Source organism: Edwardsiella ictaluri ATCC 33202, assembly GCF_000264785.1.
GTDB lineage: Bacteria > Pseudomonadota > Gammaproteobacteria > Enterobacterales > Enterobacteriaceae > Edwardsiella > Edwardsiella ictaluri.
The window spans coordinates 99,064-117,349 of the sequence record NZ_AFJI01000064.1; the positions used below are offsets into that span (position 1 = coordinate 99,064).

16 protein-coding genes, 2 tRNA genes and 1 pseudogene are annotated in these 18,286 nt (G+C 58.9%); 13 read left to right on the plus strand and 6 right to left on the minus strand.

Annotated elements, in window-relative coordinates; translation table 11 throughout:
* Positions 1 to 317: 317 nt before the first annotated feature.
* The 5 genes from EIEH_RS09880 (at position 318) to dauA (ending at position 4,824) form a co-directional block, all read left to right on the plus strand.
* Positions 318 to 1,487, plus strand: a complete 1,170-nt coding sequence (locus EIEH_RS09880; protein ID WP_081490038.1) for an ABC transporter substrate-binding protein — start codon at positions 318 to 320, stop codon at positions 1,485 to 1,487.
* Positions 1,488 to 1,660: 173 nt separating this feature from the next.
* Positions 1,661 to 1,750: transfer RNA gene (locus EIEH_RS09885), tRNA-Ser, on the plus strand.
* 418 nt (positions 1,751 to 2,168) lie between these two features.
* Positions 2,169 to 2,258 (plus strand) — tRNA-Ser (locus tag EIEH_RS09890).
* Positions 2,259 to 2,397: 139 nt separating this feature from the next.
* Positions 2,398 to 2,871 (plus strand): heme-degrading domain-containing protein, encoded by a 474-nt coding sequence (locus EIEH_RS09895; protein WP_015870914.1) that lies wholly within the window; start codon positions 2,398 to 2,400, stop codon positions 2,869 to 2,871.
* 252 nt (positions 2,872 to 3,123) lie between these two features.
* On the plus strand, positions 3,124 to 4,824 hold the full coding sequence (gene dauA, locus EIEH_RS09900) for a C4-dicarboxylic acid transporter DauA (protein WP_015870913.1): 1,701 nt from the start codon (positions 3,124 to 3,126) through the stop codon (positions 4,822 to 4,824).
* A gap of 286 nt (positions 4,825 to 5,110) precedes the next feature.
* Here dauA and kdsA read toward each other — a convergent pair whose 3' ends face one another.
* From kdsA to hemA, 5 genes are all read right to left on the minus strand, one after another.
* On the minus strand, positions 5,111 to 5,965 hold the full coding sequence (gene kdsA / locus EIEH_RS09905; protein WP_015870911.1) for a 3-deoxy-8-phosphooctulonate synthase: 855 nt from the start codon (positions 5,963 to 5,965) through the stop codon (positions 5,111 to 5,113).
* Positions 5,966 to 6,121: 156 nt separating this feature from the next.
* Positions 6,122 to 6,931, minus strand: a complete 810-nt coding sequence (locus EIEH_RS09910) for a transglutaminase family protein (RefSeq protein ID WP_015870910.1) — start codon at positions 6,929 to 6,931, stop codon at positions 6,122 to 6,124.
* Positions 6,932 to 7,001: 70 nt separating this feature from the next.
* Complete coding sequence (prmC, locus tag EIEH_RS09915) at positions 7,002 to 7,841, minus strand: peptide chain release factor N(5)-glutamine methyltransferase (protein ID WP_015870909.1); 840 nt, start codon at positions 7,839 to 7,841, stop codon at positions 7,002 to 7,004.
* On the minus strand, positions 7,841 to 8,923 hold the full coding sequence (gene prfA / locus EIEH_RS09920) for a peptide chain release factor 1 (protein WP_015870908.1): 1,083 nt from the start codon (positions 8,921 to 8,923) through the stop codon (positions 7,841 to 7,843). The genes prmC and prfA overlap by 1 nt, the downstream gene beginning before the upstream one ends.
* A 40-nt stretch (positions 8,924 to 8,963) precedes the next feature.
* Positions 8,964 to 10,226, minus strand: coding sequence for a glutamyl-tRNA reductase (hemA, locus tag EIEH_RS09925; RefSeq protein WP_015870907.1), 1,263 nt, complete (start codon positions 10,224 to 10,226; stop codon positions 8,964 to 8,966).
* Between the two features lie 212 nt (positions 10,227 to 10,438).
* On the opposite strand from hemA, the gene lolB reads away from it, so the two are divergent.
* From lolB to EIEH_RS09945, 4 genes are all read left to right on the plus strand, one after another.
* Positions 10,439 to 11,065 (plus strand): lipoprotein insertase outer membrane protein LolB, encoded by a 627-nt coding sequence (gene lolB / locus EIEH_RS09930; protein WP_015870906.1) that lies wholly within the window; start codon positions 10,439 to 10,441, stop codon positions 11,063 to 11,065.
* A complete protein-coding gene (ispE, locus tag EIEH_RS09935) occupies positions 11,062 to 11,940 on the plus strand; it encodes a 4-(cytidine 5'-diphospho)-2-C-methyl-D-erythritol kinase (RefSeq protein ID WP_015870905.1) in 879 nt (292 codons plus the stop codon). Before lolB ends, ispE begins: the two co-directional genes overlap by 4 nt.
* A 188-nt stretch (positions 11,941 to 12,128) precedes the next feature.
* The gene (prs, locus tag EIEH_RS09940) at positions 12,129 to 13,076 is read left to right on the plus strand and encodes a ribose-phosphate diphosphokinase (RefSeq protein ID WP_005293094.1); all 948 of its coding nucleotides are present in this window, start codon (positions 12,129 to 12,131) and stop codon (positions 13,074 to 13,076) included.
* Positions 13,077 to 13,285: 209 nt separating this feature from the next.
* Positions 13,286 to 14,422: a DUF1214 domain-containing protein gene (locus EIEH_RS09945; protein ID WP_015870904.1), complete on the plus strand. Its 1,137-nt coding sequence runs from the start codon at positions 13,286 to 13,288 to the stop codon at positions 14,420 to 14,422.
* Between the two features lie 49 nt (positions 14,423 to 14,471).
* Here EIEH_RS09945 and ychH read toward each other — a convergent pair whose 3' ends face one another.
* Positions 14,472 to 14,750, minus strand: coding sequence for a stress-induced protein YchH (gene ychH / locus EIEH_RS09950; RefSeq protein ID WP_015870903.1), 279 nt, complete (start codon positions 14,748 to 14,750; stop codon positions 14,472 to 14,474).
* 347 nt (positions 14,751 to 15,097) lie between these two features.
* On the opposite strand from ychH, the gene pth reads away from it, so the two are divergent.
* From pth to EIEH_RS19005, 4 genes and pseudogenes are all read left to right on the plus strand, one after another.
* Positions 15,098 to 15,688: an aminoacyl-tRNA hydrolase gene (gene pth / locus EIEH_RS09955; RefSeq protein WP_015870901.1), complete on the plus strand. Its 591-nt coding sequence runs from the start codon at positions 15,098 to 15,100 to the stop codon at positions 15,686 to 15,688.
* 147 nt (positions 15,689 to 15,835) lie between these two features.
* Positions 15,836 to 16,927, plus strand: a complete 1,092-nt coding sequence (ychF, locus tag EIEH_RS09960; RefSeq protein WP_012848252.1) for a redox-regulated ATPase YchF — start codon at positions 15,836 to 15,838, stop codon at positions 16,925 to 16,927.
* A 190-nt stretch (positions 16,928 to 17,117) separates the two neighbouring features.
* Positions 17,118 to 17,825: pseudogene (locus EIEH_RS18505) on the plus strand (IS1 family transposase).
* Between the two features lie 61 nt (positions 17,826 to 17,886).
* The coding region (locus tag EIEH_RS19005; RefSeq protein ID WP_152412041.1) for a hypothetical protein at positions 17,887 to 18,286 on the plus strand (400 nt) is incomplete at its 3' end.

The following is an 18,286-nucleotide window of genomic DNA, read 5'->3' on the forward strand; positions in this document are numbered from 1 at the left end:
GTTACGACTCATCCTGAGAACTTCCCGGTGTTGTGCCGGTCGGCCTTTGTTGTTGTTCCATACCGTTTGTGTAGGCCGCACTCACATTTAGCGGGATAAACAACCAAAATACCAGCATTAATCTTAATTAATTACCAGATTAGCTATTATTTAAGCAATTTATAAGCGTAACTATTCACTTTTGCCCATACTTTATGCTGTTTGATTCGGTATAGGCATTGTCCCTATGATCGCCGTCCCTTTGTTCCTCCACGCTAGGCGCCGTATCCCCCAGCGATTACAATGGTACCTTCAACACTCCTTCGATAAGGCGACCCATGCGACTCCCTACTTTGCTCCGCGGCGCCGCGGCGCTGTGCCTGGCGTTCACCCTCAACACCCATGCCGCGGATACGCCCTGGGGCACTCATCTGCAGCGTGCACGCGGTGAAACCGTCTACTTCAACGCCTGGGGCGGCAGTCCACAGGTCAATGACTACCTGGGCTGGGCAGCCCGACAGGTTAAGCAACGCTACGACATCAATCTGGTGCAGGTTAAGGTGAGCGACATCGCCGAAACTGTCGGCCGTATTCGGGCAGAGAAAGCTGCGGGAAACCTTGGGCGCGGCAGTGTGGATCTGCTCTGGATCAACGGGAAAAACTTTACTGCGATGAAGCGCGCGGGCCTGCTGTATGGCCCCTTCGCCGAACAGTTGCCCAACTGGCGCTGGGTAAACCTGTCGCTGCCGGTGCGCAGCGACTTCACCGTCGCCACCGAGGGCTATGAGGCGCCCTGGGGCGTCGGCCAGCTGGTGCTGCTCCACGATGCCGCCGCGCTGCCGGCGCCTCCGGCCGATCCCCAGGCCCTGCTGGCGTATGCCCGTCAGCATCCTGGCCGGGTGACCTACCCGCGACCGCCGCAGTTTCACGGCAGCAGCTTTCTAAAAAGCATCCTGATGCAGCTCAATCCGGCGCTGCCGCTGAGCCAGCCCGTGGATCCACAGACCTTTGCCCGTGACAGCGCTCCGCTGTGGGGCTGGCTGGATCAGATCCATCCTTATCTATGGCGCCAGGGGCGCGTATTCCCGGTCAGCGACACCCAGCAGCTACAGCTGTTCAATGATGGCGCCCTCGATCTGGCCATCAGCTTCAACCCCGGCATGGCGCCCGCAGCGATTGCCGCCGGCGAGGTACCACCCGATACCCAGGCGTACGCCTTTAAGGGCGGCGCCCTGAGCAACGTGCACTTTCTGGCGATCCCGTTCAATGCCCCGGCCAAAGACGCCGCGCTGGTGGTCATTAACTTCCTGATGTCGCCCGAGGCACAGGCGCGCAAGGCCGACAGCCAAATCTGGGGCGATCCGACCATTGTAGACGTTACCCACCTGCCGCCTGAGCAGCGTCGCGCCTTTGGCAAGATGCCAACGCTGTTTGATGCGCTGGCCGAACCGCACCCCTCATGGCAGGAGGCACTGGAGGCCGGGTGGCAAAAACGCTACGGGCACTGACGCCCCGGCGGCGTAGATGCTGTAAATTACGCCGCCGAATGCGGCGTAATTCACCAGTTTGTTGAATGTTTAGCTAAACAGTTGGTTTTACGAAAAAATAGTATTGACGCCGCGGCGGCTTTTCCCTACATTAGCGCCCATCGCAACGCCACACGCTGTTGCGGAGACAATTTGGTGAGGTGTCCGAGTGGTTGAAGGAGCACGCCTGGAAAGTGTGTATACGTGAAAACGTATCAAGGGTTCGAATCCCTTCCTCACCGCCAGATTCTGAAAAGCCCGGCCTATGGCCGGGCTTTTTGCATTTCCACGCCCGTGCCAAAAACCAGCACCCGCCTCCTTGACGATCGCGGCGCGCTGGCATCGCTCTCCCCACCGCCACACTGCCGACATAAGTTCCTCTCTCCCCCGCACCATCAGCATACCCTGCCACACCGCCAATCTGGCGCCGGAATACCGTTGCCTACGGCACTGAAGACGGCCGAGACGCGATCCGTATCTTCGATCCCGGGCCAAGATGGGGGAGCCATACGCCACGCCAGGGGCGCAAAATGCCGATAAAACCCGCAAACTGTACATACAACCGTCACCCACGCGCGACATAAAAAAATATGCTTGACCCTAGGTGGCTCTATCCCTATAGTAGCGCCCCGTTGCAGCGCACAACGCCGCAGCGGGAAATTTGGTGAGGTGTCCGAGTGGTTGAAGGAGCACGCCTGGAAAGTGTGTATACGTGAAAACGTATCAAGGGTTCGAATCCCTTCCTCACCGCCAGATTCTGAAAAGCCCGGCCTATGGCCGGGCTTTTCGCATTTCCGTATCCGGATTTATCACAAAATCCGATCCCCGTCGCGCTCCCCTCCTGATCGATCGCCGATAGTTATGTCATGACACCGCAAGAGAAGGAACGCCTATGAGCAGTGAAGAAGCGCTGGCGCGACTGGCCGCCGAGGAGCAGCAGCTCCAGTTTACCCTATTCAATCCCGATACCGCCTGGCAGCTAGGCTGCGCGCTGCGTCAGGAGGCCGGGCGACGCGGCCTGCACGTCACCATCGATATCCAGTTCGCCGGGCAGACCCTCTTTCACTGCGCCATGCCCGGCACCTCGCCGGACAATGCCGAATGGATCCGCCGTAAGCGCAACGTCGTACTGCGCTTCCAGCGCAGCTCCTATGCGATGGGAATGCGCCTGACCCTGCGGAATACCACGCTGGAGGCCTTTTACGGCCTGGATCCGGCAGACTATGCCTCCCAGGGCGGCAGCTTCCCCCTACGTATCGTCAACTGCGGCTGCGTCGGCGCCATCAGCGTATCCGGCGCGCCCCAGCTGGACGACCATCTGTTGGTCAGTGAGGTTATTGCCCGCTTTCTTGGCATTAACCAATAAAAATCTGCCTAATGGGTAAAAGTCTTTTACTTCTCCAACGGCGGGGGATCGGGCAACCCAGCTCCCGCCTGCTCTGCGCTGTAAGACCTCAGAATAAAAACCTATTTTTTAGCACCTACCTAGTTTGCTCATCTGATTTGATATATATCTATATTTCCGCTTAGCTAAAGGCGTATCGTATTGTTCCTCTTCGCGACGGACCGCCTATGGCCCGCCTTTCTTTGATTTTTCTATAGTTGGTTTAATCGCATAATGAAAACCCATAAAATTGGCGGCGTTATGCCGTTCAGCGCGCTGATTGAATCCTGCTGGCGCGATCCTTACTCGCTCCAGCGTTTCACCAAGGATCTCATCGCCGGCATCACCGTTGGCATCATCGCCATTCCGCTGGCCATGGCGCTGGCCATCGGCAGCGGCGTACCACCGCAGTACGGCCTGTATACCTCGGCCGTGGCCGGTATCGTGATCGCGCTGACCGGGGGATCGCGCTACAGCGTTTCAGGCCCCACCGCCGCCTTTGTCGTCATCCTGTATCCTGTCTCACAGCAGTTCGGCCTCTCCGGGCTGCTGGTGGCCACGCTGATGTCGGGGATCTTCCTGCTGCTGATGGGGATGGCGCGCTTTGGCCGCCTGATTGAATACATTCCGCTCTCCGTTACCCTTGGCTTCACCTCCGGGATCGCGATCACCATCGGCACCATGCAGATCAAGGATTTCTTCGGCCTGCATCTGGAGCACGTGCCGGAAAGCTACCTGCTTAAGGTGGCGGCGCTGGCGCAGGCCATGCCGACCATCAACTGGGCGGACACCCTGATCGGCGCCACCACGCTGGCGGTCTTGATCTTCTGGCCCAGGCTGGGTCTACGCCTGCCCGGGCATCTGCCGGCGCTGCTGGCCGGCAGCGCGGTGATGGGGATCTGTTCACTGTTCGGCCATGACGTGGCCACCATCGGCTCCCGCTTTAGCTATGTGCTGGCCGATGGCAGCCACGGTCAGGGCATCCCGCCGATCCTGCCGCAGTTTGTCCTGCCGTGGAACATCCCCTCCCCGGGGGGAGAGGCGATCCGCCTGAGCTGGCACAGCCTGTCGGCCCTGATGCCCGCGGCGTTCTCCATGGCGATGCTGGGGGCGATCGAGTCTCTGCTGTGCGCAGTGGTGCTGGATGGCATGACCGGTAAAAAGCACCACTCCAACGGCGAGCTGATAGGCCAGGGCCTGGGTAACATTGCCGCCCCCTTTTTCGGCGGGATTACCGCAACCGCAGCGATTGCACGCTCGGCGGCCAACGTCCGCGCCGGCGCTACCTCGCCCGTCTCCGCGGTGATCCACTCCCTGCTGGTGATCCTGGCGCTGCTGGTCCTTGCCCCCTGGCTCTCCTATCTGCCGCTGGCGGCCATGGCCTCCCTGCTGCTGATAGTGGCCTGGAACATGAGCGAGGCCCACAAAGTCGTCTACCTGCTGCGCCGGGCTCCCAAGGATGACATCATCGTCATGCTGCTGTGCATGTCGCTGACGGTGCTGTTTGATATGGTGATCGCCATCACCGTTGGTATCGTGCTGGCCTCACTGCTATTTATGCGCCGCATTGCGCGGATGACCCGCATCAGCGAGGTGAGCCATGACGATACGCGCGGGGTGCTGGTGCTGCGCGTCAGCGGTCCGCTGTTCTTCGCCGCCGCCGAGCGTATCTTTAACGAGATCCTGGCGATGGGGGATAAATACCAGACCGTTGTCATGCAGTGGGACGCCGTGCCGGTGCTGGACGCCGGTGGCCTGAACGCCTTCCTGCGCTTCGTCGACACGCTGCCACAGGGCAAACGCCTGATGGTTACCGATATGCCGTTCCAGCCGCTGAAGACCCTGATGCGCGCACGCGTGGTGCCGCTCGAAGGGCGTATGGCGTTCTTTGCCACCCTGCCGGATGCCCTGCGCACGCTGGAGGAGGAGCGCTAACGCTGCCCGCTCCTGTCATGGCGCCCAAACGGGCGCCATTTTTCCCCGTTTCCCCGCCCAAGCCCCGCGCTGATCGCGCTCGCACACGGAGAGAGAGCGCCATGAAAAGCGCTCTGATAGCCCTTGCCACCCTGTGTGCGCCTTCTATACCGCTCCGTTTCCTGATGCCGGATGCCTGCCGGGACGCCGATGGGCGCGTACAGGGGATATTCTGCCAGCGCGGATAAAAAAAACGGGAGAGCCTGGGCTCCCCCGATATATATAGGTGGGCCGTACGGCCCACGCCTTAGTTGGCGGTATCCAGCGGCGGGAAGTTCTTCACCAGATCGTCGATGGCCTTCATCTGGACCAGGAACGGCTCCAGCTTCTCCAGCGGCAGCGCGGAGGGGCCGTCACACATGGCGTGGACCGGATCCGGGTGCGCTTCAATAAACAGTCCGGCCAGGCCGATGGCCATCCCGGAACGCGCCAGCTCCGTCACCTGGGCACGACGGCCACCGGAGGCGGCGCCAAACGGATCGCGGCACTGCAGGGAGTGGGTCACGTCAAAAATCACCGGTGCCCCGTGGCTGACACTCTTCATCACCCCAAAGCCCAGCATGTCGACCACCAGATTGTCATAGCCAAAGTTGCTGCCGCGATCGCACAGGATCACCCGATCGTTGCCCCCCTCCCGGAACTTGTCCACGATATTGCCCATCTGGCCCGGGCTTAAAAACTGCGGCTTCTTAACGTTGATCACTGCGCCGGTTTTCGCCATCGCCTCAACCAGATCGGTCTGGCGCGCCAGGAAGGCGGGCAGCTGAATGATATCCACCACGTCAGCCACCGGCTGCGCCTGCTCCGGCGTATGGACATCGGTGATGATCTTCACCCCGAAGGTTCGCTTCAGCTCCTGGAAAATCTTCATCCCCTCTTCCAGGCCCGGACCGCGGTACGAGTGGATAGAGGAGCGGTTGGCCTTGTCGAAGGAGGCCTTAAAGACATAGGGGATACCCAGCTTTTGGGTCACGGTAACGTAGTGCTCACAGATGCGCATCGCCAGATCGCGCGACTCCAGCACGTTCATCCCACCAAACAGAACAAACGGCAGATCGTTTGCGACCTGAATATCACCAATGCTGACAACTTTCTGTTTCATGCTTGCGCCTTAAATTTTGAAAAAAAACCTGCTGACCGAACAGCGAACGCGCAGAGTATGCCATACTCCACCGTCTGTCGCCGCTCCTGCGCAGTCAAAAGAAAACCCGGGCCATGATGCAGCGCGGCGCCGTTGTCCCGAAGGGGGCTGCCGTCGCTAATGCAGCACCACCTCAAACTGCTCGATGGCGTGGATCTGAAGCCGAATCACATCAGCCACCGGATCCTCCGGGCACTGCTCGATGAAGTAGCTCAGATCGGACAGCGCGATATGCGGACACTCCAGACGGACATAGAGCAGCCCGCGATCGCGGATCTCATAGGGATCTTCCGGCTCAAAGCACAGCAGCGCCTCGCAGGCGTTGAGCGCCAGCTCAACCTGCTGCTCCTCCATCAGCGCCGCCTTCAGCGTCGTCAGCAGACGGCGCACCACCTGGCTGTTTTCCGCCGCCTCAATATCTCCACTGCTCATGTGGGCCTGCATGCCCTGATGCCCTTTAAGCCATACCGCCAGCAGGGTACTCTCCAACGTCTCGCCGTTCAGGGGATTGAACAGCCGGTAGCCACCCTGTGGCCAGTCGGCGCGCAGCAGCAGCTGCGTCGGGAACACCACCGCCTGCAGCGGCAGCGCAAGCGCCTGGGCAATATGCTGCAGAATAATCCCCAGCGAGGCCGGCGTTCCCTGACGTCGCGCCAGAACGGTGTCCAGCCACAGCGCATCGGAAAGCCGGTAGACACCGCTGACCCCGCCGAATCCCCACTCGTCAAAAAACAACGCCAGCAGACGCTGCAGGCGCGCCTGCTCGCCGCATACCCCCTGCAGCGCCGTTTGCGCCTGCGCGGCCAAACCATCCAGCTCGGCGCGCAGGCGCGCCGGGTCCAGTTCCGGGCGGACGGCATGCTGCATCTGCAGCACGCCGTCGCTCAGCAACGCCTCATCAAAGGCAAAATCGGCTATTACACTCATACCCATTCCATCATCAGCGGCAGCCCGTTGATCGTCTGTTTCATCATCATATCCGGCCTATCCCGCCGCCTCAGCACGACGGACAGTACTGTCCTAAGGTCACCCGTTCGTTATTGCCGTAGTCCCGCACGCTCTCCACGCGACAAAAGCCATACTCTGTCAACAGGGCGCGCACGGCAGCCCCCTGCTGCCAGCCGTGCTCCAGCAACAACCATCCCCCCAGCGCCAGATAGTCCGGCGCCTGACGGGCAATCGCCCGCAGATCGGCCAGTCCCTGCTCGGCAGCCACCAGCGCACTGGCGGGCTCAAAGCGCACGTCGCCCTGGCTCAGGTGGCCATCGGCTGCATCGATATAGGGCGGGTTAGAAACGATCAGGGTAAAACGCCGCCCGGCCAGCGGCGTAAACCAGCTGCCCTGCAGGATCTCGACCCGCGACAGGCCCAGACGGGCGGCGTTATGCTGCGCCAGCGCCACGGCATCGGGGTTGAACTCCACCGCACTCACCTGGCAGTCGGGGCGCTCACTGGCCAGCGCCAGAGCGATGGCACCGGTGCCGGTGCCCAGATCGACAATCTGCACCGGTGTCGCAGGCAGACGCAGCAGCGCCTGTTCGACCAGACATTCGGTATCCGGACGCGGGATCAGCGTCGCCGGAGAAACCGCCAGCGGCAGCGACCAAAACTCACGTTCGCCGATCAGATAAGCCACCGGCTCTCCCTGCACGCGCCGCGCCAGCAGAGAGGTCAGCTGCGCCAGCTGTGCCGCCGTCAACAGCGTCTCGCCAAAGGCCAGCAGAAAGCTGCGCCCCCTGCCGGTCACATGCTCCAGCAGGATCTCCGCATCGCGCCGTGGGCTGTCGCCCGGCGTCAGGCGCGCGCAGGCCTGACGCAACCATTGATCGTAGCGCATCACTCCTGCTCGGCGAGCGCGCTGAGCTGATCGGCCTGGTGCTCCTGCACGATGGGCTCAATCAGGTTGTCCAGCTTCCCCTCCATCACCTCATCCAGACGATACAGGGTCAGGTTAATGCGGTGGTCGGTCACCCGTCCCTGCGGGAAGTTATAGGTGCGGACGCGATCAGAGCGATCGCCGCTGCCCAGCAGGTTACGGCGGGTCGATGCCTCCTCCTGCTGGCGCTTGGCGATTTCGGCGGCGCGAATACGGGCGCCCAGCACCGACATGGCCTTGGCCTTGTTCTTATGCTGTGAACGCTCATCCTGACACTCCACCACGATCCCGGTCGGCAGGTGGGTAATGCGAATGGCGGAGTCGGTGGTGTTCACGTGCTGGCCGCCCGCACCGGATGAGCGATAGGTATCGATACGCAGATCTGCCGGATTGATCTGCGGCAGCTCGGCCTCCGGCACCGCCGGCATCACCGCCACCGTGCAGGCAGAGGTGTGAATACGCCCCTGGGACTCCGTCGCCGGCACGCGCTGCACGCGGTGGCCGCCGGACTCAAACTTAAGACGCCCATAGGCGCCGTCACCGCTCACCCGGGCGATCACCTCTTTGTAGCCGCCGTGTTCGCCCTCGCTGGCGCTCATGATCTCGATACGCCAGCGACGTGCCTCAGCGTAGCGGCTGTACATCCGGAAAAGATCGCCGGCAAACAGCGCGGCCTCATCGCCGCCGGTACCGGCGCGCACCTCAAGGAAACAGTCGCGCTCATCGTCAGGATCTTTGGGCAGCAGCAGGATCTGCAACTGCTGCTCCAGCTCGGCCAGGCGCCCGCGCGCCTCTTTGAGCTCCTCCTGCGCCATATCCCGCATTTCCGGATCGTCCAGCAGCATCTCCGCCGTGGTCAGATCGTCCTGCACCTGGCGCCAGGCCAGAAAACAGTGCGATACGTCGGTCAGCTGCGCGTACTCACGCGACAGCGCGCGAAAACGGTCCTGATCGGCAATGACGCCGGCATCACCGAGCAGTGCCTGAACTTCTTCATGGCGCTCCTGTAATGCTTCTAGTTTGGCAACGATAGAGGGCTTCATGCGTGGCTATTTACCTGTAAATATATAAGAAAGGAGAGAACTAATTATGATCCAGCCCAAGGCTGTCGCGCAGCATCTGCAGACGCTGTGCATCGCCGCTGCCAGCGGCCTGCTGAAGGGATTTGGTCGGTGCATGGATCAGGCGGTTGGTCAGGCGATGCGCCAGGCGGCGGATCACTGCCTCTGCCTCAACGCCCTGCGCCAGCGCCGCCAGCGCTTCGGATTCGGCCTCGGCCCGCCGCTGCTCCGCCTGAGCCCGGTATTCACGGATGGTATCGACGGCCCCCTGCGCGCGCAACCAGGCCATAAAGTTGGCACACTCCTGCTGCACGATGTGCTCGGCCTGCACCGCCGCCTCCTGCCGCTGGGCCATATTGCCCTGAATAATGGCATGCAGATCATCCACGCTGTACAGATAGGCGTTGGCCAGATCGCCGACCTCCGGCTCAATGTCGCGCGGAACGGCGATATCGACCAACAGCATCGGCCTGTTGCGGCGCGCCTTCAGCGCGCGCTCGACCATTCCTTTACCGATGATCGGCAGCGGGCTGGCCGTCGAGCTGATAACGATATCGGCGTCCGCCAGGCGGGCATCGATATCCGCCAGCGGGATCACCTCAGCCCCGACCTCATCGGCCAGCGACTGGGCACGCTCACGGGTACGGTTGGCGATCATCATATGCTGTACCTGGTGCTGATGCAGATGGCGGGCCACCAGCTCAATGGTCTCACCCGCCCCGACCAGCAGCACGTTAAGCCGGGCCAGCGACTCAAAGATCTGGCGCGCCAGCGTACAGGCGGCAAACGCCACCGACACCGCGCTGGTGCCGATTTCGGTTTCCGTACGTACCCGCTTGGCCACCGAGAAAGTCTTTTGAAACAGACGCTCCAGGTCAGCAGACAGCGCCTGCTCACGTTGAGATTCCGAAAAGGCTTTCTTCACCTGGCCCAGTATTTGCGGCTCGCCCAGCACCAGCGAGTCCAGGCCGCTGGCCACCCGCATCAGATGGCTGACCGCCTCGTTATCCTGATGCCAATAGAGACTGTCGCTCACCTCCTCTGGCGTCAGCTGATGGTAGCTACACAGCCAGTCGACGATCTGCTGACGCAGATCGGCCCGCTGCTCCACGCTCAGATACAGCTCGGTGCGGTTACAGGTCGACAGCACTACCCCGGCCTGCACCGACGGCTGTCGCAGCAGGCTTTCAATGGCCCGATCCAGCGTATCGGGCGAAAACGTTACCCGTTCCCGCAGGGAGACCGGCGCCGTTTTATGATTGATTCCAAGTGCAAGAAGACTCATGAAAAACCGTCAAGTAGTCGCGACTTCATTAGGGTTATCGGTTATCGCTGCATTCTACTTGATGCACCGAAGCAATAAAAGCCACCGCACCGCCGGAGCGCGTGCGCCGACAGACATTTTTTTATCCTTTTCCCCCGGATAGGCCGCCGCGCCCATTGACGCTCCCCGACAAGCAGGCTAGCGTTAGCCCCAGAGTATACTCACCATGGATTATGAGGATGAAAAAGGTAAATATCCTGCGTTTACTGCCAGTTAGCTGTCTGTTGCTCGCTGCCTGCAGCACGCTGCCCGATAAAAATAGCGGCGGCAGCGTCAGCTCACCGCAGTGGCAAGCCCACCAGCAGCAGGTAGAAAATATCACGGTTTATCAGACTCGTGGGGCATTTGCCTATCTTTCCGATAAGCAAAAGGTGTATGCGCGTTTCTTCTGGCAGCAGACGGCCGCCGGACACTATCGCCTGCTGCTGACCAATCCCCTCGGCAGCACCGAGCTGGAGCTGAACGTTCAACCGGGGGTCGCGCAGATCACCGATAGCCAGGGACGCCGCTACGTTAGCGACAACGCCACCGTCATGCTCGAAAAGCTCACCGGTATGCAAATCCCGCTGGATAACCTGCGTCAGTGGATGCTGGGGCTGCCCGGCCAGGCACAGAGTATCCAGCTGGACAGTGCGTACCGCCTGCGCCAGGCGACCTACCGCCACGCGGGCCAGACCTGGCAGGTGGACTACCTGAAGTATGACAGCGCCAGCGTCCCGGCCCTGCCGGCCCAGCTGGAGCTGACCCAGGGCGGCCAGCGGATCAAGCTGAAGATGGACAGCTGGACGCTACGGCCATGATCGACGCGCTGACCCACTGGCCGGCACCGGCCAAGCTGAATCTGTTTCTTTACATCACCGGGCGGCGGGCCGACGGCTACCATCTGCTGCAGACCCTGTTCCAGTTTGTGGACTACGGCGACACGCTCACCATTCAGGCCCGCGGTGACGACCAGCTGCGTCTGCTGACACCGGTGGCAGGAGTGGCGGATGAGGATAACCTGATCATCCGCGCGGCGCGGGCGCTGCGGGCGGCGCTACCGCCCGCCTTTGCCGGATGCGGCGCCGACATCGCACTGCAAAAGATTCTGCCGATGGGGGGCGGGCTCGGCGGCGGCTCATCGGATGCGGCCACCACCCTGGTCGCGCTGAATACCCTGTGGCAGGCCGGATTAAGCGATGCGCGCCTGGCCGAGATTGGATTGACCCTGGGCGCAGACGTACCTGTTTTTGTTAATGGCGTTGCCGCCTTTGCGCAGGGTGTTGGAGAATTGTTACAGACAGCACATCCTGAAGAAAAATGGTACTTTGTTGCACATCCAGGTATCAGCATTCCTACGCCAGTGATCTTCGCCGATCCTGCACTGAAAAGAGACTCTCCAATCAGAACTTTGACTGAACTGTTGGCAACACCATACAGTAATGATTGCGAGCCAATAGCAAGAAAACGTTTTCGTGAGGTTGAACAGGCGCTTTCGTGGCTGTTAGAATACGCGCCGTCGCGTCTGACAGGGACCGGCGCCTGTGTGTTTGCGGAATTCGACACCGAGCAGGCGGCCCGTCAGGTGCTCAGCATTGCCCCCGAGTGGATGCAGGGATTCGTGGCGCGTGGCATCAATAGGTCGCCGCTGCACCATGCCCGCTCCGAGCTGCTGGCCTCTATAGCACGTAACTGATTAACGTTTAAAGCATTATACTGTGTTTGACAATAGCTTTACGTGCTACGCGGCCATTTGTTCGCCGAACGAATGCAGAGTCTGCCGTGACTCAAACAATACCCGTAGGGTAATGCGGCGCGTCAGCCCACTCCCAGTTAGCGCGCCGTACTATCAACTTCTCTGGACGCAAGCCTGAGGTTCTTCTCGTGCCTGATATGAAGCTTTTTGCTGGTAACGCTACCCCGGAACTAGCACAACGTATTGCCAACCGTTTGTACACCAGCCTCGGCGACGCCGCTGTAGGCCGTTTTAGTGACGGCGAAGTGAGCGTGCAAATTAACGAAAATGTACGCGGTGGTGATATTTTCATCATCCAGTCCACCTGTGCCCCGACCAACGATAACCTGATGGAGCTGGTTGTCATGGTTGACGCACTGCGCCGCGCCTCTGCCGGTCGCATCACAGCGGTAATCCCTTACTTCGGCTATGCGCGTCAGGATCGCCGCGTGCGCTCCGCCCGTGTGCCGATCACGGCAAAAGTCGTCGCGGACTTCCTCTCCAGCGTAGGGGTTGACCGCGTACTGACCGTGGACCTGCATGCAGAACAGATCCAGGGCTTCTTCGACGTACCGGTAGATAACGTATTCGGCAGCCCGATCCTGCTGGAAGACATGCTGCAGCAGAAGCTGGAAAACCCGATCGTGGTCTCTCCGGACATCGGCGGCGTCGTACGTGCCCGCGCCATCGCCAAACTGCTCAACGATACCGACATGGCCATCATCGATAAGCGTCGTCCGCGCGCCAACGTCTCCCAGGTGATGCACATCATCGGTGACGTCGCCGATCGCGACTGCGTCCTGGTCGACGACATGATCGATACCGGCGGCACCCTGTGCAAAGCGGCCGAAGCGCTGAAAGAGCGTGGCGCCAAGCGCGTATTCGCCTATGCGACCCATCCGATCTTCTCCGGCAACGCCATTGACAACATCAAGAATTCCGTCATCGATGAGTTTGTGGTGTGTGACACCATTCCGCTGGCGCCGGAGATCAAGGCGCTGGACAAGGTGCGCAGCCTGACGCTGTCCGGTATGTTGGCCGAAGCCATCCGCCGCATCAGCAACGAAGAGTCCATCTCTGCGATGTTTGAACACTGATAGCTTGCGCCAGATAAAAACGGCGGATTTATCCGCCGTTTTTCGTTTCTGTCGCGCGGTGGACTGGGTAGAGTCCACCGTCACCCGCCCCCGAGATACCTTCGCCAACGTTAAACCATTCCTATACGCCACACCGACATCCCGGTCGCTGCTTTGCACCCTGTGATAGGCTTTCAGCGCCGACTCCACAGCCTGCAACGGATGCCATCATGCACAGCGTATTACGCGCCACCCTGTTTACCCTGTCAGCCACGGTGCTTTGCGCCCCCCTGTCTGCCACCTCACTGCCCCAGGCAGAGATGGCCCAACGGGTCGACCACTTTAACCAGCGGATGCAGCTCGGTCAGCCATATGCCGCCGCTACCCAGCAGTTCCTGCACAGCGCCGCCTCGCTTTCCTCTGCGATCTTTCTGCGCCAGGCAGCAGAGGCGACCCCTTACTTTGTCGACTGGATGAGCGGAACCCGTAAGGTCGCCGGTGACAACCCCTGGACCACCTACAACTCCGCCCTGTTTGACAGCCGCAGCGACTACGTCATCAGTGGCAACGTCGGCGCGGCTGACTATGTGGGATTTCAGGTCTATGCGATGCGCGATGGCCGTAACATCGCCCGGACACAGCAGAACCGATCGACCCAGGATATGCAGATCGACCCGCAGGGTAACTTTAGCCTGCGCCTGACGCCGACGGCGCCCCCGCCGGGACAGGATACGATCGTCACCACACCGGATGACTATATGGTCATCGTGCGTGAGTATTATCACAGCGGACAGCAAAAGGCCCAACGCCCTGCCCGCTATCAGATTCGCCGCCTGACGGGGCACCCCGTGCCGCCCATCGCCGATGCGGCGCAGCGCGGCGCGCAGGCAGCCAGCTTCTACCGTAGCCTGGTGCTCAGCTCTCTGGATATTTCCGCCAAGATGAGCAGGGTACGCAACAGCAGTCAGGAGGTTGAGGTCGATCGCAGTCTGTCCGATGCGCTGTACCCGACCACGGATAACCGCTATGACGGCTTTTATGTTTCGCTGCCTCACGACGACAGCGTGATCCGTATCAGCGGCACCCTGCCCCGGGATGCAACCTATATCTCCGTCGTCTTCTATACGCCTTACTATATAACCCCAGACTATAGGATGGCCAAAACCTATCTGACCGGACAAGAGATTGTTCGTCAGGCGGACGGGAGCTACCAAATTCACCTGTCGCGCCAGCCACGCGGACTGAGCAACAACCTGACCAGTGCCGGCTATGATCAGGGAATGGTGGTCATCCGCTATCTCGGCTCCCAGCAGTACCCCGAGTTTGACGTTCAGCTGTTGCCGCACGACGATGAGGAGCGCCCATAAAAACGCCGCCCTTCCGGCGGCGTCTAAACGTTAATGGCACGTCGTTGTGTTAAGAAGGACGCTCGCGCGTTTTACGGGTACAGCGTTTATCGTAGTGACGTACCCACCAATAGCGGTCGGCAACACGTTCACGACCGCCAACCCGCGCACCGACCAACCATAACAGCGCGCCGATAAAAATACTCATGACGGCGCCGTGAGAAAAGTATTGGGGTAAATCCAGTTGGGGTAACTGGGCCAGCACAGAGTAGCCCACACCACCCACCATGGTAATGAGCCCCAGCCCCATCAGAACGTTGCCAAGCAGCTCCGCGCCTTTACGTTTCATTGGTCACCTCCCCTGTATCAGCCAAATCCTCTGATGTATAACCATCGACTCATCAAAATTATTAATCCGTCCCGTTAGTAACAGTATAGCCCCTTGATATTCACCTGCTTGGTTATGGCTCACATTTTATCTTGACAAGTCATGCGGATTTTTCATTCCCGATACGATGATCCAGAGGACGCCATACGCCGCCGCAAAACATAACCGCACACGCCTCTCCGACCTCCCCGGCGGATGCCTGCAGGGTAGTGAGCGGCGACAAATTATGGTCTAATTACGGTTTGGCGCTTTGCCTACTATCTGCCGCGGCACTGCCCGCGCCTATCACATAAAGACTGAATGCACTGATGACGATTAAACTGATTGTCGGCCTGGCTAACCCTGGCGCTGAATATGCCCAGACCCGCCATAACGCCGGCGCCTGGTTCGTTGACGCCCTCGCCGAACGCCACGGCCAGTCCCTGAAAGAAGAGAGCAAATTTTTTGGCTATACCGCCCGCCTCAGCCTGGCAGGCCATGACCTGCGCCTGCTGGTGCCGACCACCTTTATGAACCTGAGCGGCAAAGCCGTCTCCGCCCTGGCCGGATTTTACCGCATCGCCCCGGATGAAATTCTGGTCGCACACGATGAACTGGATCTGCCGCCGGGCGTTGCCAAACTGAAACTCGGCGGCGGCAACGGCGGTCATAATGGCCTGAAGGACATTCAAAGCAAACTGGGCAATAACCCCAACTTTCACCGCCTGCGCATCGGCATTGGCCACCCCGGAGACAAAAGCAAGGTTGTCGGCTTTGTCCTGGGTAAACCGCTGGCCAGCGAACAGCCCCTAATCGACGATGCCATCGACGAGGCGCTGCGCTGCACCGATCTGCTGATGCAGGATGGCATGGATAAGGCGATGAATCGCCTCAACGGCTTCAGGGCCAGCGCCCGCTAGTGCGACGCAACAACGCCGCCCGCCACACGTGTTCTACGGATAAGTCGAGAAAATGACGCGTTGCGTGTATAATCGGGCGATATTTTCCTGTTTCTTTGGCGGTTATTCTATAGATCGCTAAAAATCAATGAGTTAAGGTGATTAAACATGGGTTTTAAATGCGGTATCGTCGGGCTTCCCAACGTCGGTAAATCCACGCTGTTCAATGCGCTGACCAAAGCGGGGATCGAAGCAGCCAACTTCCCGTTCTGTACCATTGAGCCGAACACCGGTGTGGTACCGATGCCGGATCCGCGTCTGGATCAGCTGGCCGAGATCGTGAAACCCCAGCGTACCCTGCCGACCACCATGGAGTTTGTCGACATTGCCGGCCTGGTCAAAGGCGCTTCCAAAGGTGAAGGGCTGGGCAACCAGTTCCTGACCAACATCCGTGAAACCGAAGCTATCGGCCACGTGGTGCGCTGCTTTGAAAACGACAATATCGTACACGTTTCCGGCCGCGTAAACCCGGCGGAAGACATCGAGGTGATCAACACCGAGCTGGCACTGGCGGATCTGGATACCTGTGAGCGTGCAATTCACCGCGTGCAGAAGAAAGCCAAAGGCGGCGATAAAGACGCCAAGCTGGAGCTCTCCGCGCTGGAAAAATGCCTGCCGCACCTGGAGCAGGCCGGTATGCTGCGTGCACTGGACCTCAGCGATGAAGAGAAAGGGGCTATCAAATACCTGAGCTTCCTGACCCTAAAACCGACCATGTATATCGCCAACGTCAACGAAGATGGCTTTGAGAACAATCCGTTCCTGGATCAGGTGCGCGCCATCGCCGACGCAGAGGGCTCCGTTGTGGTTCCGGTATGTGCCGCCGTTGAGGCCGACATCGCCGAGCTGGACGACGCCGATCGCGACGAGTTCATGGCCGAACTGGGTCTGGAAGAGCCGGGGCTGAACCGCGTGATCCGCGCCGGCTACACGCTGCTGAACCTGCAGACCTACTTCACCGCCGGGGTAAAAGAGGTTCGTGCCTGGACCATTCCCGTCGGCGCCACCGCCCCGCAGGCCGCCGGTAAAATCCATACCGACTTTGAAAAAGGTTTTATCCGCGCCCAGACCATCGCCTTTGACGATTTCATCACCTATAAGGGTGAACAGGGTGCCAAAGAAGCCGGTAAGATGCGTTCTGAGGGTAAGGACTATATCGTCAAGGATGGCGATATCATGAACTTCCTGTTTAACGTCTAAATAAACTTTGCCGTCTCATGAGATTTCACTGAATCTCATGACGATTAACAAACCCAATAAAATCCACGCACTTGCGTGGATTTTTTATTTCATGGTATCTCACCTGGCGAATGGAGGGGTAAAAGACAATTCAGTGATACCTTCGATCGGTTGAACCGGTGTGATATGTGCTTTGGAGACTCTGTATGTCATGGTATCCATCACCGTTCACTCTCCTCGTTGCAACTCCGGCTGGGCACGTTGCTGCCCAGCCTGTCCTCATGCTTTTCATGCTTACCTACACCTATGAAGCCCATAAACCGGGTATTAAAGAGCAGATCACTGAAATGGCCTTCAAGGGTGCCGGGGTGCGCGATACCGCCAGAACACTGAAAATTGGCATTAACACCGTCATCCGGACGTTAAAAAACGCGCGCCAAAGCGAATAACGTCTTCACCCATCCCCCATACTGATGTGGCGCTTATCTGCGAACTCGATGAGTAATGGAGCTTCGTGGGCACTAAATCCCGGCAGCACTGGCTCTGATACGCGTACAACGCCAAAACAGGTGGTGTACTGGCCTACAGGCCTACAGGCCTACACTTTTGGTCCCAGAACCGATGAAAGCTGTCGGGAGCGACTGGCACGGCTCACGCCATTTCACATTGACATGATCACCAGCGCTAACCGGGTAGCGATGACCTGGAGGTGCCAAAAGATAAGCATCTGATCGGCAAAATACTCACCCAATGCATTGAGCGTAATAACCTGACACTCCGCACCCGCATTAAGCAGCTTACCCGTAAAACAATCTGCGTCTCACGCTCTATTGAGAACCACGAAAAAGTCATCGGAGCTTTTATCGAAAAACACATGTTATACTCATTGGATGCATCGTCGATTTTTAACAGCAGATAGTATTATTGCTCTTTTGGGCTATGCTTTGACCATAGCGTAGACTTCATATTGGGAGCATAGGATGAAGGCTCGTAAATTCCTTTATTACTCGTTACTGTCCGCAGGAGTTTCACTCCCGTCTGGAAGCGCGCATGGGGATATTTATTTACAGGATGTTTCATCCATTGACATTCCCCTTGAGTACAAAGAAAGAATAAAACAAGAAATTAGTTTAATAAAAAACACACAAAATAACAATGGATACCTTGCCACTGTAAAAAAAACAGAACACAAGATTCAGAGAGTTAAACACCCCGCAAAAAACAGCACAAATAAACAGTTAACAACACGCGAAGCAGTTAAATATAATTTAAAAAAAGATAAAACACCTAATATTGATGATGCAAATAAATCATTAAACAGCACTCTTGTGCATCAAAACACATTGCTCGAAGCACAGAACCATACCCTGGCAAAAAAAC